This window comes from Streptococcus sp. ZY171113 (assembly GCF_057748235.1).
The window spans coordinates 905,311-919,452 of record NZ_CM173243.1 but is presented as its reverse complement, the minus strand read 5'-3'; the positions used below and the strand labels follow the sequence as shown (position 1 = coordinate 919,452).

The window sequence follows — 14,142 nt, the reverse complement described above, 5'->3', positions numbered from 1 at the left end:
CATTAACGGCGGGCATGACCCAATAAAGCCAAGCCTAAAAGCAAGCCCAGGCCTGCATAGGCTACCAGAACAGCACTGGTGCTGGGAATAACCTGCTCCAGCAAGGCTGGCAAGAGAGAGGAACTGGCCCCACCCAAGTTACACCCCACCAAAACGATGGTCATTTTTTGGTTGAGCAGGTGAGCTGGTGTATTCTCCGAAGTTTTATTGAAAACGACAGTCAGGACAATGCTGTAAAAAAAACCGGACAGGATTGCTCCGACCGCAAGGGTCACGAAACTCTGCCCCAGACCTGCCAGGATAATGGCGGCCGCAAATATCAAGATGGCTAAAGGCAAGAGCAGGCGGCCCAAGAGCTCAAAGAGGCGGCTGAAGACAAGCCCAGCCACAATCCCCATCAACATCATGGCACTCAGGACCAGGCTGGCTCCTTGAGGCGTTCCCAGCTTGCCCGCCTCAACCATGAGGGGGATTTTGAGGGTTAAGAGGGTATTGACATGGATAACAAAGCCTGCAATCAATGACAGGAAAATGGCCTGCCGCCACTGGCTGGCTGGCAACGTGGCCTTGACAGGTCCATCAACCTGGTCTGCGTCAGCTTTTCTCTTAGGAACAAAAGCCAAATAAAGCCCAAGGATGACTAAGGCTAGGAAGTAAATCCCAAAGGCCGCTGACCAACCATGAGGCAGGAGCAAACCAACAACCGCCGTCAGGCTGGCAGAGCCCAGAACCTCAGCAGAGCCTCGCCAGCCCAAGAGCTTGAGCCGCTCCTGCCCCTCATAGTGGCTACTGATGATGGTGATAGCCTTAGCGTTTATAAGGCCCAGTCCAAAGCCCAGAACCAGACGGCCCAGAAAAATCAGCCAGTAGGAACTGGTCACCAAAGGCAGGACACCGCCGACCGTCAGCAGGATCAAGCCCAAACTAATCATGGATCGCTCAGGTAAAAAGCGACTGATTATCGGGTTGACCAAGAGCGAACCCATGATGGCTAGAGAGGTCACCGTGATGAGAAACTCTACCTGGGTGCCGCCGATGCCTTGATTGGCAAAAAAATCAACCATGGCAGGTAGGGCAGGCGACACCGCAAAGGTGGACACCAACATAAAGGACAGGGAGAGGATACTGAGTTTTTCAAAAAATGCTTTCATAAGAGGCTTTCTATCCGATTATTTTATTAAAAAAGGGCTTGCGCTGGTCAGGCAAACCCTTGTAAAAGCTTATTTGGTCAAATCAAACCGCTTGGCCAGGGCTTCAATCAGAAGAGCTCCCACCAAGAGCGAGCCCAACTCACCCAAACCAGTGGTCAGCCAGGTCAAGAAAAATGGCAAATCAGCAATCACCTTCAACTCAGCCGCGATGGTAAACATACTGGCAGCAAAGAAGAGTGAAAAGTAGAGAAAGGCCTTGTTAAAGAGGCCGACGAGAACTCGCTCTTCTTGGTAACGAGCAAAGAGTTTGACCCCCAAAGTCACAAAGACCAGGGTTGACAGGCCACCAACCACCACATCAATCAAACCGTAGGTGAAGAAATTGGCAATCATAACCCCCAAGGTTACGCCGATGATGTACTTGCGGTTGTAAAAGGCCAAAAAGTTCATCATCTCGGAAATCCGAAACTGATAGGCCCCATAGCTGATGGCATTGAGCGGTGGGGTCACCGTTAAGACAACATAAACAGCAGCCACCAGGGCAATCTGGGTCAAATCGACAAGGGATAATTTTTTCATGTGTGTACTCCTTTAGCGGTCATGCCGCGTATAATATGCTTGGCGAAAGGGACTTAAGCACCAAGGGTTCTGACCAAAATAACCAGAACTTCTCCATTGTAGCATAAAATTTTATTTTTTGGTATAGTAGAAACATGAAAAAATTGATGAACAACCAAATTATCTCCTACCTCTTCTTCGGGGGCTTGGCCACCCTGGTCTATCTGAGCGTACGAACAAGCCTCTTTAGCCTTCTCAACGTGACGGCCCTGCATGCCAGTGTTGTGGCTAATCTAACGGCCATCCTCTTTGCCTTTGTCACCAACGACCGCTTTGTTTTTCGGCAAAATCGGCAGGGCTGGCAAACCCGTTTTGCCAAGTTTGTCACGGCTCGGTTAGGAACCCTAGCTTTGGACATGGCACTGGCCTACCTTTTCATCGACCGTTACCCAGGCATCATCGGCCAATTTGTCAACCAGGACCTTGAACTGATTAACGTGATTGAAAGCCTCAGTGCCCAAATCCTCATTATCGTCGGTAATTACTTTCTCAGCAAATTCATCATTTTCACCAATAAATCATCCTAAGTAAGACAAAAATGAAGCTGGGACAAAAAGATTTTGAGTTTTCGAAATCTCATACAATTACCCCCTGATGAAAACAAAAAAAGCGGACAAAGAGGTACTGTTTTTCAGAAATCCTTCTTTGTTCGTTTTTTAATGTTGGGGTTGGACTGTTGTCCCAGCCTCATTCTTTATCCCAACAAGTTTATCCAATAACGAGCCAACCTCTCCTTCTGCTCCAAAGCAGTAATAATGAAACAGTTAATCCCTCTTTCCCCATAACGGTCACAAGCATAGGCCAGAAAGGCTGACCTGACCCCTTGCCTGCGGAACTGGGGTTCGGTCACATCGTCCACGTGGCCACCAACCGTGCTCAGGTCTCCCTCGTCCAAATCCCATCGGCAGGAAATCCAGCCTGCCACTTGACCATCACTAAAGGCATAGTAAACGGTCACCCATAACCAATTCGAGTCTTCGGTCTCTGTCTCCAATCACTTGGCTTTGACATCAAAAGTAGGGAAACCTGTGACCAAGTCGCTGTCAATCAAGTCATTACCCGCCTCACGCTCCGTAACCAAGATTCTGATAAAAGATTAAAAATCTGATTCATCTTCTAAACGCAATCATCTAATGGCCATCTCATTCCCTCATTCTGTCCAAAGCAACTGACTAACCTAAAAAATAACGGTAAACCATCTTGCAGTCGTCTGCTCTCAGAGAAAAACCAAGATTGACCTGTTCACCGCTGGCCACATTGACTAAGCTGAGGGAAAGTTGATGACTGCCCTGAGGCTGGTACCTCTTTTCTAACCAATGACCGATTATGGCCCCTTTCAGGACTTCCTGTCCACGAAAAGAAGCAGCGGCAGCTCCTGCAATGGCCCCGTCAGAGATAAAACGGTCCAATCCTGGAACAGCAGGTTTGATGTCTAAAGCCAGGACCTCAAAGACCTGTCCTGGACGGACTTGAAGCCTGAACCGTCGTCCCAGCTGACGATGGAACACCAGTTCCTCCTCTTGTGGGTAATGGCAGGTCACCGTTAGGCGACCAAGAGGATTGAACCGATTGAACAAGGTCAGTAAGCTCATCTCATTTTCCTTTCCTTAGCAACATCGCCCAACCTAAGTTGGGCGACGATTAATTTATAAAACAGCCTCTTGCAGGGCCTCAACCTTGTCCAAGCGTTCCCATGGCAGGTCAATGTCTGTCCGCCCCATGTGGCCGTAGGCCGCTGTTTGGCGGTAGATTGGTCGCTTGAGGTCCAACATCTGGATGATACCAGCAGGTCGCAAGTCAAAAATCTGACGAACTGCTGCCTCTAGCTTGCTTTCAGGAACGGTGCTGGTGCCAAAGGTGTCAATCCGAACCGACACAGGGTGGGCTACCCCGATAGCGTAGGCCAGCTGAACTTCGGCTTTTCTAGCCAGGCCTGCTGCCACGATGTTCTTGGCGATGTAGCGGGCGGCATAGCTAGCCGAGCGGTCAACCTTGGTCGCATCCTTACCAGAAAAAGCACCGCCACCGTGACGAGAGTAACCACCGTAGGTGTCCACGATAATCTTACGGCCCGTCAGACCTGAATCCCCTTGCGGGCCTCCGATAACAAAGCGGCCGGTTGGGTTGATGAAGAACTTGGTCTCCTCGTCCAGGTATTTGGCTGGAATCACAGCTTTGATGACTTGCTCGATGACATCCTTGCGGATTTGCTCATTGGTCGCTTCTGGGTCGTGCTGGGTTGACAAGACCACCGTGTCCACGCGGACTGGGCTGTCGTTCTCATCATACTCCACCGTCACCTGCGATTTGGCATCTGGTCGCAAGTAAGAGATGGCCCCTGACTTACGGAGCTCTGCTATTTTCCGAACCAAAGCATGAGAAAGAGAAATCGGCAGTGGCATGAGTTCCGGCGTTTCGTCAATAGCAAAGCCGAACATGAGGCCTTGGTCCCCCGCACCAATCAAGCTAAGTTGGTCGGCATCACCGTCCCGCACCTCCAGGGCCTCGTTGACCCCTTGAGCAATGTCTGGCGACTGCTCAATGAGCGATGGGTGAACCCCGACGGACTGGGCTGAAAAACCGTAATCAGCGTTGGTGTAGCCAATCTCGGCGATGGTATCCCGCACCACCTTGTCGATGTTGACATAGGCCGTGGTCGAAATCTCACCAAAGACATGGACCGTACCTGTGTAAACAGCTGTTTCCGCCGCCACGTGGGCCTCTGGATCCTGGGCCAAAATGGCATCCAAAATGGCATCTGAAATCTGGTCAGCAATCTTATCGGGATGCCCCTCCGATACCGACTCAGACGTGAATAATTTCCGTTCTGACATAAAAATGTCCCCCCTAAAATAATTAATTTTCAGGAGAGACTGCCCACTAGCAGTCCCCCCTGACGGCCAAATGACCGCATTAAGAGTTACAAAGAACCGACCAAAGTCGGGTCTTTGCGATGAGCTTGCCCTGAGCAAAGCACTAGCTGATAGCTACTGCTCCTTCTGACAACATAAATCATCAGTAATAAGCTCTAGACAAGATGCAAACACAAAGCACCGACCTACACTCGCTAAAAAGTGCATTTGAGAGCTAAAATTGCTTTAGACGAGGAGGGTAGACCGAAGACAGTACTAAGGTACGGCGAGGTCAACCGACAAGGTATAAAGTAATTTTAGACTCAAAGGCCGCCTTTTCGGGACTCATAACACCCCTAGTATACCATATTTCAGGACACCTGTCTTGTCTCAATCCAAAACAGGAGATAGAAATTTTTTATCACTCTCCTTCAAAACCAAGTACCCCTTGGTAATGGTCTTCAAGAACAATTGGGTATTCAAAACATGTTATCTCGTATGTGCCATCTGTAACCAAACATCTGCACCACCTTCTAGGTCCTCACCAATCAGTCCAACAGCCTTGACCCAAATCATCTCGTTCTCCTAATCAAACCTGGCCTCCCAGACTTCCGCCTGATAAGCCTCATAACACAATTCAATCTGCTCCTTAGTCGTCTTGTTAACCGACAGCTCAGGCAGCTCATCCAGGGCAAAGTAAGCACTATCCAAGGTCTCGCTGTTGGCCACAAACTGACCGCCCAGGCTTCTGGCCAGGAAAAAGCACTTGGTCACATGGTGGGCCATCCGGCTTGGCTGGTTCTTGTGCTTATCCAGGACCGCCACCAGCCGATAAACCTCAACGTCCAGCCCTGCCTCTTCCTTGCACTCCTTGACCGTGTTATCCATCAAGGACTGGTCCACATCGACCCAACCGCCCGGCAAACTCCATCGCCCATCGGCTTCCTGAACCAAGAGGATTTTTTCATTTTGGAAAATGGCTGCGCGACTATCCAGTTTTGGGGTCTGGTAGCCTGTCTCGCTGGCAAAGAGGTCTGTTACGACTTCCAAAGGCTGGCCTGACGGTTCCACCAGCATCTCTGCTGCAATCTGTCTGATTTCTTCAAACCGCTCCTTGTCAAAGTCATTGGTCGTATAGGCCAAACCATTCTGGGCCAGAGCCTGCAAACGCACCGCCCAGTCTAGCCATTTGTCTTGATTGGTCATGCTTTTCTCCTTATTTCCTTGTTGGTACCAGCCGTTTCAGTAAGAGCAGCTCCTAACTAAGCCTGAAAACTATCAACCCTCTGGTTGAACATCGCTTTTTCTGCTTACTGCTGTTCCAGTCGCACCCAGTCGATACTGGCCTGGGTACAAACACCATCTTCTGTCAGCAAGTCGTGTCTGCTAGTCAAACCGTCCAGCTGATAGGCCACTTGTACCATCTTGCCATAATGGACTTCCTTGCTGTACTTGATGGTCAAGGTTTTAGGGCTGTGCTGGCTGAGAAAGTCTCGGCCCAGGCTCTCGATAAACCAATCGATGTACTTGCTGTTGTTGACATGACCATTCATATCCAGGTCAAAGTAGGTCACGGTTTTTTCAGTTAAAACTGGCTCAGTCAGCTCTGCCATTTTTTCACCCCGACGAATGGCCTTGATGGCTTCCGCCTCAAAAGGGGCAACGATGTCCGCAATGACGGGGTGGACCTTGCGGGTTTGGGCGTCCATGAGGACGAAACTGCAGAGGAGGCTGACCAGGAGCTGGCCGCCCTCGTCGAAAATCCGAAACTCCCGGTAACAAAAGAGCTTGTTGTAGCTGACCGCCTCGGTCTCGATGGTGATTTTCTCGGCGAAAACCGGCAGGCGATTGATGGTGAACTGGTAGTCGGTCACCACCCAAATCAGGCCATAGTCCTCAAAGACCCGCTGGTCGCTCCAGCCCAGACTGTGGGCCTGCCAGCCCGATACCTCTAAGGACTTGTTGACCAGGTGGGACAGCTTGACCCTGCTGGTCTCGTCCGCCTCGTAAAAAGGAATGATATAGTCCTGTCGGTAAATCTTGCCCATGCTAGTCCTCCTTGTCCAAGATAAAGCGTTCCGCCACGGTGTCGCCCAAGAAAAGGCCCTTCTGGGTCATCCGCAGGCGGTCACCATCCAGCTGAACTAGGCCCTCGGCGGTCAACTCACGCACCACCTGGCCATAAATGTTCTCAAAGCTGGTTTCAAATTTCTTCTCAAAACGGCTGAGCGAAACCCCAGATTTTTTCCGCAGACCCAGGAAAAATTCCTCCTCCATCTGCTCGTTCTTGGTCAGGACTTCCTCAGACAGGCGGGCATTGCCCTCAGCAACCGCCTTGAGGTAGTGCTGAATAGGACCACGGTTGCGGTAACGCACCCCGTTCAGGTAGCCCGAAGCCCCTGCCCCGCAACCGAAATACTCATCGTTGTCCCAGTAAACCAGGTTGTGCTTGCTCTCAAAACCAGGACGGGCAAAGTTGGCGATTTCGTAGTGGTCAAACCCAGCCCCCTTCATCTGCTCCAAGATGTAGTCAAACATCTCCGCCTCCAAATCCTCGGTCGGCAGATTGAGCTTGCCCCGCCGCATCTTGTTCATAAAGACCGTGTGGTGCTCCAAAATCAAACTATACAAACTCAGATGGGGAATGTCCAGAGCCAGGGCCTTGGCCACATTATCCTTGACATCGTCCAAAGTCTGACCAGGCAGGGCATAAATCAGGTCGATGGAGATATTGTCAAAGCCAGCCCCTTTCAAGGCATCAATGCTCTCGTAAATCTGGGCCTCGTTGTGACTGCGGCCAATCTTCTTCAGGTGCTTGTTGTTGAAGGTCTGAACCCCCAGGGACACCCGATTGACCGCTGAATTTTTCAGGACATCAATCTTATCCGCATCCAGGTCGCCAGGGTTGGCCTCAATGGTGAACTCCTCCAGCATGGAAATGTCCAAAAACTTGGTCAACTCGCTCAGGATATAGTCCAACTGCTTGGCCGTGATGGCTGTCGGTGTCCCGCCCCCCATGTAGAGGGTCCGCAACTGGTGGATGCCGTAGCTCTCAAACTCACGCACAAGAGCCCGCAGATAGTCATCCACAGGCTGGTTCTGGATAAAGACCTTAGAAAAGTCGCAATAGTAACAAATTTGCGTGCAAAAAGGGATATGCACATAGGCTGATGTCGGTTTCTTCATGCCCCTATTTTACCATTTTTTTTGGAAAAATAGCAGAGCTAACACCACAGCTTGCCCTAATTTTTCGGCCGAGCGTCCTTGAGCTTGACCACTACCCGAAACTGACGTTCTGGGTGCTCAGTCAAATCCACCGACTGGATTCTCGCCTCCAAGATGTCCCCATGCCCATAAAAGAGCATCCGACTGATAAAGCTATTCTTGTGTTTGGGCACATAGCCCAACTTTTTCCCCTGATAAAAGAGAGCCACAGCTTCTGAATCATAAGGATTGGTCGGCTCAGCCATCAGGTCCACCACCGTCCCGTGGGTCAAGTCACCAATCACATCTAAGCCTCGCTCCTTTTTTATTTTCAAGGAGCGACCTCAAACAGTCCACTGGACTGTTTGACTAATAGGCAAAAGCCGACAGATGAAAATCCTCAACATTTCTTGTCGGTTCAAAGGGAGCAAAGGTCATCTCACACCTCCTAAAACGTTTTCTTTTAGTATAACACAGCCAGCTATCTTTTACCACCAAAAATCAAACCCTCTGCCAGATTGTCCAGCAGAGGTCAGTCGTCTTAGCGTAAAATCTTCTCCATGGGGCGCCCCTTGGCCAACTCATCCACCAACTTGTCCAGCTGACGGATGGCCTTCATGGTCGGGTGCTCGATGGTTTCAATCTGCACGCCACAAATTTTCCCTGTAATCAAATGGCGATTGTCATGGAGCTGGGGTGCCTGGTCAAAAAAGTCCCCATAGGTCAAGTCACTCTCCCTAAAATCCTCCAAACTAGCTGGCGAATAGCCCGTCAACCAGCTGGTCACCTGGTCCACCTCTGCCCGTGTCCGACCTTTTCGCTCTGCCTTGGCAATCAGGGCCTCATAGACCCGACCAAAGCTCATCTTAAAGACCCGTTCATTTGTTTTGTTCATCTCAGTCCTCCTTTTCCTCACTCAGCATTGTGGGTATAAACCACCCGTTCCAACAGGAGTGAACTTTAGCTAATTGATTGGCCAGAAATCTGAGTTGCTCGATGACACCTCTTTCTCTAAGGATATCCTTGAGCAACGAACTTTCTGCCCCCACCTTTTTTATACCTTCATTATACCATGTTCTACCTCCGAAAAGATAGCTCTGAGAATAGAAAGAAAAATGGAAAAATCCATTTCTCTATGCCTCATCTGGAAAAACAACTGTCAAACTCATATCTGTGTGCTGTAAAGCCTTCTGAACCTGAACGAGGAAAGCCAAACCATTATCAGATGGGGAATACTTGAAAGTGATGTTAATGACCTTCTTGTCAAACTGATCACCATATTGAGCCACATACTGCTTGCTTTCAAGATAATGAATGTAGTTGTTAATCTTCTCCTGAAGTTTCAACAGGTGGTCGTGTTCGGTATATGAATACCAATGGTTACTATCCAATAAAAGTAGCTCCAAGTGACCATCCACAATGCCGATAGCGTCGATACTGGTGGTATCTAAAACAACTGGATAAACTTCAGAAGCTGGTTTCAAGGGTTTCCGACGACTTTTTCTAACCTCATGCGCCTCAACAATGGCATCAACCCGCTCTTGGTCAAATGCCCTAAACTCTGGTACAACCTTTAAAGTACCAGAAACACCATCAAACAACTCATCTTCTTTTTGTGCTTCCGTCAGTTGGTCAACACTATCCAGTATCAGGGGAACTAAGGCCTTGATATCAATCCAAAAGGGGACAGATTTATATTTAGATAATGATCGGTGTTCAATAAAAATATAGTCACATACCCGGTCCAGCTTTAACAAATCGGTACTCTTCGCAAAGCCCTTTAAGATCTCTTCGGTCCGACGGGCGATATCCCTATCCCCTTCGACATACAAGGGAAACAAACAGAACTTAATTAAGGTCCATAAATCGGTTTTGTCTACTTCCTGAGAAGTTCGCTGTAGAACTCTATCTTTAGGGTCTATACCCAAAAATAGATTTTCTTCTCTTCCCTCTGCCATGGCTTCTCTATAATGCTTGATATAATATTTGTAATCATCTGGACTAGCAATTGGATAGTCTTTCATTCTTAATCGCTCCATTTCGTAATTTTAAGGATACCAGGTACCTGAATTCGATTGGACGTTCCAGATACGATAACTGTTGGATTTGTAATTTCAAAATAACCTTGTCGGTTAACGGCTGCTGCTCCCCCCTCTTATAGTTCAATTGATTAGCTGAAATTGACTGACTGACTCTTCTGTACTTCTCACGCTTTCTTTCTAAAGAGTAAATACTCCGTCTCAGTGCCTGATCTGCAGCAGATTCCATTGCTTTTCTCCTATTCCTCTATTCTTCTGATGGCGGAAAATCAATACTAGGCAAGCTATCCCTTGACTCTTGTTCTTTCTGTTCCAACTCCCTATATTTTTGCCATTCGCTTAGATCTATTTCAGGTCGAACATCATTCAAGGCCTTGACCGCCAAACTTGATAAGAGCATAAAGACAGCCAGATAGGTCAATACCTGCTTGATCAAAAAGTCCGTTGACGGCCGACCACCTTTAGGCACCGTCTTTTTCAATGTTGGATAATCAAGGTCAAGATAGGCCTTTCGATGAAAAACTGGAATGAAAACTCTCATACCAACACCAAGGCCAATTGTCGTTCCTAAAGACATAAAACTATGGTAACGAGCCCCTATAGACGCCAAGTGACGGCTCGTTACTCCAAAAAATATCATAAATATGACAAATAATGTGGCCGCTATCCGAGATTCAACTCTAATCTGTTGGTACTCTTCCGGTGTTACCGGAGGTTGTTTCTTGCTCATCATCTTCTCCCTTATAACGATAACACTACTCCGTATAGAAAGTCAGAACGATCCTCATCCCTATAAGGAACTAGTCCCTTTATCTCCTAATTGTGTCACAGTTTTAGTCCTATCTATCATCCTCAGATTCAAAAGCTTCAATAATCTCATAGCTCCTCAATGGATTTACTAGGAAACTGCTAGCCTAACCACAACACACCTGCTTTTTTACCCCAATCATCACAAAAAGGTTGAATAATCTCCAACCTTTTTTCTCTGTCAATGGTCTTAAATGCCAATCTCAGCCCGAACCACGTCAGCAATAGTGTCCACATAGTAGTCCACCAGCTCATCGGTCGGCGCCTCTGCCATGACCCGCAAGAGCGGCTCTGTTCCACTTGGACGAACCAGGATACGGCCGTTGCCAGCCATCTCGGCTTCCATCTTACCGATGATTTCTGCAATGGCAGGCACTTCCATGGCCTTGTCCTTCATGCTGTTTTCCACACGAATGTTGACCAATTTCTGCGGGAAGATATCCACTTCGCTGGCCAATTCTGACAGGGTCTTGCCTGTCTCAGCCATGATTTTGGTCAACTGGATGGCGGTCAATTGGCCGTCACCGGTGGTGTTGTAGTCCATGATAATCACGTGACCAGACTGCTCACCGCCCAGGTTGTAGCCGCCAGCCCGCATTTCCTCAACCACATAGCGGTCACCAACAGCCGTTACAGCCTTGTCAATGCCCTCACGCTCCAGAGCCTTGTGGAAACCCAGGTTACTCATGACAGTGGTCACGATGGTGTTCTTGGCCAAAAGCCCCTTGTCGGCCAGGTACTTGCCGACGATGTACATGATCTTGTCGCCATCGACGATTTCCCCACGCTCATCTACCGCAATCAGGCGGTCGCTATCGCCGTCAAAGGCAAGGCCAATAGCAGAGCCAGAAGCAAGGACGGTCTCTTGCAGTTTTTCTGGGTGGGTTGACCCGATACCGTCGTTGATGTTGAGGCCATCTGGCTGGTCACCGATAACGGTAATCTCAGCACCCAAGTCCAAGAAAATGGAACGGGCTGATGAGTAGGCTGCCCCGTGGGCTGCATCCAGAGCCACCTTGAGCCCGTTGAGGGGCAGACCAGTTGAGACCAAGAATTTCTCATACTTACGCAAGCCCTCTGGATAGGCTACTAATTTACCCAAACCAGCAGCTGATGGTCTTGGCAGGTCATCGTTTGGCGCGTCCAAAAGAGCTTCGATTTCAAGTTCGGTCTCATCCGCCAACTTGAAGCCGTCTGAACCGAAGAACTTGATGCCGTTGTCCTGGGCAGGGTTATGACTGGCTGAAATCATGACACCAGCGCTAGCTTTTTCCGTCCGAACCAGATAGGAAACACCTGGCGTGGCAAGCACCCCAAGCTGGTAAACCTCGATACCGACTGAGAGGAGACCGGCCACCAGGGCAGCCTCCAACATCTGGCCAGAGATGCGGGTGTCGCGGGCCACAAAGACCTTGGGCGTACCCACTTCGTGCTGGCTGAGGACGTAGCCACCGAAACGGCCCAACTTAAAGGCCAATTCAGGCGTCAATTCAACGTTTGCTTCTCCACGGACACCGTCCGTTCCAAAATATTTTCCCATGTTTTTACTGGCGGAAATCCGCCACTCACTTTCTATTTTTTTAATTTATTTGGACCGCGACTATTTCTTGGTCACCGTCAATTTCACATCCACCACTTCTGGAGTCAGGCTAACCTTATCCGCTGATAAGGTGACCGTTTTCCGAGTATCTTTCTTGATGTTAGTCATGTCAATCTTAATCACAACCTGATCAGTCGCATCCAAGGCTTCCTGGCTTCCTGAGATAATCACCTCACTCAGCCCCAATTCGTAATGGATATTTGACAGGCTACTATCCAGTTCACCAACCAAGTCAACCACAATTGGCACCGTCTTGGTCAATTTTTTCAACTTGGCCGTCACTTCTGCCTTAGCAGGTGAGGTAATGACTGGCAAAATGGTCCCGTTTTCCGTCACGGCTTGCAGGTAAACAGCTTCTGTCACCTCCTTACCTGATAAAACCTTGTCTTCTGGCAACTTGGCCACCAAACGATCCACTTGGCTCATGGTGGTCTCATCACTGGTCACCTCAACAGCCTCCAAATCCAGTTCAGCTGACACCAGTTCATAACCCGTAGCGATTTGGCTGTCCTCCAAGACCAATTCAGGAGTGAAGGTCTTGGTTTGACGACGACCCAAGGTCACTGTCATGGTCGCTGGCCTCACTTCTGCGGTCACATCGCTGGGCAAATCCTTAACCTCCAAGGTCACCTTGGTCGTCCCTTCAGGGAGATTGGACAGGTCTGCCACAACCTTGAGGCTTCTCGTGTCAGGATTGATCTCCGAGTCCAACTTGACCCGATTGGTAGACGTCAGATAAACCGCCACCTCATAAGAATACCCGCTGATAAAATACTCCTCACTGTTGTATTTAATATCAATCGGCACATTCTCCAAGGTATGGGCATAGGTTTCGGTCAAGCGATTGACCCTAACTCCCGCACTGTTGTAAGCCGTCGTCTTGGCTGTTAGGAACAATAGCAGAGCAAAGAGGAGGGACACCACCCCTAAACCTAGCCGCTTCAAGTGTTCTTTTTTAAGCATATCAACGCCCTCCCTTCAGCAGGTTTGACCACTTGTTCAAAAGACCAGACGGCTCTTGAACAGGAATCAACAATCGCTTCAAGAGGGTTTCCAACTCCTCGACAGACAAGTCATGGTTGAAAACATCCTTGTAGGCCAGAGAAATGCCACCTGTTTCCTCAGACACAATCAAGGTGATGGCATCAGACACCTCTGACAGACCGATTGCAGCCCTGTGCCTCGTCCCAAATTCCTTGGCGATATACTGGGATTCAGACAAGGGAAGGTAGCTCGAAGCAGAAGCCAGCTTGTTCCCCTTGATGATGACAGCACCGTCATGTAAAGGCGTATTGGGAATGAAAATGTTGATAAGAAGTTGACTGGAGACGTCCGCGTCCAAGGCGATTCCTGAAGCGATATAGGCTTGTAAGGTCTGGGTTTGCTCGATGGCAATCAAGGCACCAATCCGACGCGGCGACATGTATTTGACCGCTGTCAGTAAGGCTGTCACCAACTGCTCCTCATGGCTGACAAACTGCTGTTTGATTAACTGTTGAGGTGAGCGACCGAATTTTTCCAAAAAGGATCGAATTTCAGGAGCAAAAATCACAACGCTTGCAATAACCCCATAGGTAATCACCTGGTTCATCAGGTAGGTAATGGTGGTCAAGCGTAGCCACTCTGCCACGAAACGCAAGAGGATAAAAAGGCCAACTCCCTGCACCAAGGACATGATTTTGGTTCCTGCCAAGGCCTTGATAAAACGGTAAATCAGAGTGGCAACTAGAAAAAGGTCTAGCAGGTTCACTAGAATGTCCCAAGGACTAGCAACCAGGCTCTCTAATAACTCTCGTTCAATCACCTGATTTCCTCACTTTCTATCAGTTATTTGTTTCTATTATAGCACAGGCCTGCCTAAAAAGTAGGGG

The 14,142-nt window shown here is 49.0% G+C and carries 16 protein-coding genes and 1 riboswitch; of the genes, 1 reads left to right on the top strand and 15 read right to left on the bottom strand.

The window, feature by feature from the left end; translation table 11 throughout:
* Positions 1-2 precede the first annotated feature (2 nt).
* Together AC3ARB_RS04275 and AC3ARB_RS04270 are read right to left on the bottom strand one after the other, a co-directional pair.
* A complete protein-coding gene (locus AC3ARB_RS04275; protein WP_488321320.1) occupies positions 3-1,151 on the bottom strand; it encodes an MFS transporter in 1,149 nt (382 codons plus the stop codon).
* 69 nt (positions 1,152-1,220) lie between these two features.
* Positions 1,221-1,730 carry a QueT transporter family protein gene (locus AC3ARB_RS04270; protein ID WP_488321319.1) on the bottom strand — a complete coding sequence of 170 codons (510 nt, stop codon included), beginning with the start codon at positions 1,728-1,730 and terminating at the stop codon, positions 1,221-1,223.
* Positions 1,728-1,836: riboswitch (PreQ1 riboswitch) on the bottom strand. Its footprint overlaps the gene before it by 3 nt.
* Positions 1,837-1,864: 28 nt before the next feature.
* On the opposite strand from AC3ARB_RS04270, the gene AC3ARB_RS04265 reads away from it, so the two are divergent.
* On the top strand, positions 1,865-2,296 hold the full coding sequence (locus AC3ARB_RS04265) for a GtrA family protein (RefSeq protein WP_488321318.1): 432 nt from the start codon (positions 1,865-1,867) through the stop codon (positions 2,294-2,296).
* Positions 2,297-2,463: 167 nt separating this feature from the next.
* Here the strand turns inward: AC3ARB_RS04265 and AC3ARB_RS04260 are convergent, their stop codons facing one another.
* The 13 genes from AC3ARB_RS04260 to cdaA form a co-directional block, all read right to left on the bottom strand.
* Positions 2,464-2,763: a GNAT family N-acetyltransferase gene (locus AC3ARB_RS04260; protein WP_488321317.1), complete on the bottom strand. Its 300-nt coding sequence runs from the start codon at positions 2,761-2,763 to the stop codon at positions 2,464-2,466.
* Between the two features lie 178 nt (positions 2,764-2,941).
* Positions 2,942-3,361, bottom strand: a complete 420-nt coding sequence (locus tag AC3ARB_RS04255) for a hypothetical protein (protein ID WP_488321316.1) — start codon at positions 3,359-3,361, stop codon at positions 2,942-2,944.
* 54 nt (positions 3,362-3,415) lie between these two features.
* A complete protein-coding gene (gene metK / locus AC3ARB_RS04250) occupies positions 3,416-4,603 on the bottom strand; it encodes a methionine adenosyltransferase (RefSeq protein ID WP_488321315.1) in 1,188 nt (395 codons plus the stop codon).
* Positions 4,604-5,206: 603 nt separating this feature from the next.
* Positions 5,207-5,827 (bottom strand): NUDIX hydrolase N-terminal domain-containing protein, encoded by a 621-nt coding sequence (locus AC3ARB_RS04245; RefSeq protein WP_488321314.1) that lies wholly within the window; start codon positions 5,825-5,827, stop codon positions 5,207-5,209.
* 104 nt (positions 5,828-5,931) lie between these two features.
* Entirely contained in the window at positions 5,932-6,669 is a 738-nt protein-coding gene (locus AC3ARB_RS04240) for an acyl-ACP thioesterase domain-containing protein (RefSeq protein ID WP_488321313.1), read from the bottom strand.
* Between the two features lies 1 nt (position 6,670).
* A complete protein-coding gene (gene hemW, locus AC3ARB_RS04235) occupies positions 6,671-7,807 on the bottom strand; it encodes a radical SAM family heme chaperone HemW (RefSeq protein WP_488321312.1) in 1,137 nt (378 codons plus the stop codon).
* Positions 7,808-7,863: 56 nt separating this feature from the next.
* Positions 7,864-8,160: an HIRAN domain-containing protein gene (locus AC3ARB_RS04230; RefSeq protein ID WP_488321311.1), complete on the bottom strand. Its 297-nt coding sequence runs from the start codon at positions 8,158-8,160 to the stop codon at positions 7,864-7,866.
* A 206-nt stretch (positions 8,161-8,366) separates the two neighbouring features.
* Complete coding sequence (locus AC3ARB_RS04225) at positions 8,367-8,720, bottom strand: DUF2200 domain-containing protein (RefSeq protein ID WP_488321310.1); 354 nt, start codon at positions 8,718-8,720, stop codon at positions 8,367-8,369.
* A 238-nt stretch (positions 8,721-8,958) separates the two neighbouring features.
* Positions 8,959-9,849 carry an NAD glycohydrolase toxin immunity factor gene (ifs, locus tag AC3ARB_RS04220; RefSeq protein WP_488321309.1) on the bottom strand — a complete coding sequence of 297 codons (891 nt, stop codon included), beginning with the start codon at positions 9,847-9,849 and terminating at the stop codon, positions 8,959-8,961.
* Positions 9,850-10,111: 262 nt separating this feature from the next.
* Positions 10,112-10,594 carry a hypothetical protein gene (locus AC3ARB_RS04215; protein ID WP_488321308.1) on the bottom strand — a complete coding sequence of 161 codons (483 nt, stop codon included), beginning with the start codon at positions 10,592-10,594 and terminating at the stop codon, positions 10,112-10,114.
* 267 nt (positions 10,595-10,861) lie between these two features.
* Positions 10,862-12,211, bottom strand: coding sequence for a phosphoglucosamine mutase (gene glmM, locus AC3ARB_RS04210; protein ID WP_488321307.1), 1,350 nt, complete (start codon positions 12,209-12,211; stop codon positions 10,862-10,864).
* 60 nt (positions 12,212-12,271) lie between these two features.
* On the bottom strand, positions 12,272-13,234 hold the full coding sequence (locus AC3ARB_RS04205; RefSeq protein ID WP_488321306.1) for a CdaR family protein: 963 nt from the start codon (positions 13,232-13,234) through the stop codon (positions 12,272-12,274).
* A gap of 1 nt (position 13,235) precedes the next feature.
* Positions 13,236-14,075 carry a diadenylate cyclase CdaA gene (cdaA, locus tag AC3ARB_RS04200; protein WP_488321305.1) on the bottom strand — a complete coding sequence of 280 codons (840 nt, stop codon included), beginning with the start codon at positions 14,073-14,075 and terminating at the stop codon, positions 13,236-13,238.
* Between the last annotated feature and the right edge of the window lie 67 nt (positions 14,076-14,142).

Excerpts from the sequence above, each read along its gene's own strand:
- glmM (WP_488321307.1), bottom strand. The coding sequence starts at position 12,211 with ATGGGAAAATATTTTGGAACGGACGGTGTCCGTGGAGAAGCAAACGTT.
- AC3ARB_RS04265 (WP_488321318.1), top strand. The coding sequence starts at position 1,865 with ATGAAAAAATTGATGAACAACCAAATTATCTCCTACCTCTTCTTCGGG.
- AC3ARB_RS04270 (WP_488321319.1), bottom strand. The coding sequence starts at position 1,730 with ATGAAAAAATTATCCCTTGTCGATTTGACCCAGATTGCCCTGGTGGCT.
- AC3ARB_RS04205 (WP_488321306.1), bottom strand. The coding sequence starts at position 13,234 with ATGCTTAAAAAAGAACACTTGAAGCGGCTAGGTTTAGGGGTGGTGTCC.
- AC3ARB_RS04240 (WP_488321313.1), bottom strand. The coding sequence starts at position 6,669 with ATGGGCAAGATTTACCGACAGGACTATATCATTCCTTTTTACGAGGCG.
- AC3ARB_RS04225 (WP_488321310.1), bottom strand. The coding sequence starts at position 8,720 with ATGAACAAAACAAATGAACGGGTCTTTAAGATGAGCTTTGGTCGGGTC.
- hemW (WP_488321312.1), bottom strand. The coding sequence starts at position 7,807 with ATGAAGAAACCGACATCAGCCTATGTGCATATCCCTTTTTGCACGCAA.
- ifs (WP_488321309.1), bottom strand. The coding sequence starts at position 9,849 with ATGAAAGACTATCCAATTGCTAGTCCAGATGATTACAAATATTATATC.
- AC3ARB_RS04275 (WP_488321320.1), bottom strand. The coding sequence starts at position 1,151 with ATGAAAGCATTTTTTGAAAAACTCAGTATCCTCTCCCTGTCCTTTATG.
- metK (WP_488321315.1), bottom strand. The coding sequence starts at position 4,603 with ATGTCAGAACGGAAATTATTCACGTCTGAGTCGGTATCGGAGGGGCAT.
- AC3ARB_RS04245 (WP_488321314.1), bottom strand. The coding sequence starts at position 5,827 with ATGACCAATCAAGACAAATGGCTAGACTGGGCGGTGCGTTTGCAGGCT.
- AC3ARB_RS04255 (WP_488321316.1), bottom strand. The coding sequence starts at position 3,361 with ATGAGCTTACTGACCTTGTTCAATCGGTTCAATCCTCTTGGTCGCCTA.
- AC3ARB_RS04215 (WP_488321308.1), bottom strand. The coding sequence starts at position 10,594 with ATGAGCAAGAAACAACCTCCGGTAACACCGGAAGAGTACCAACAGATT.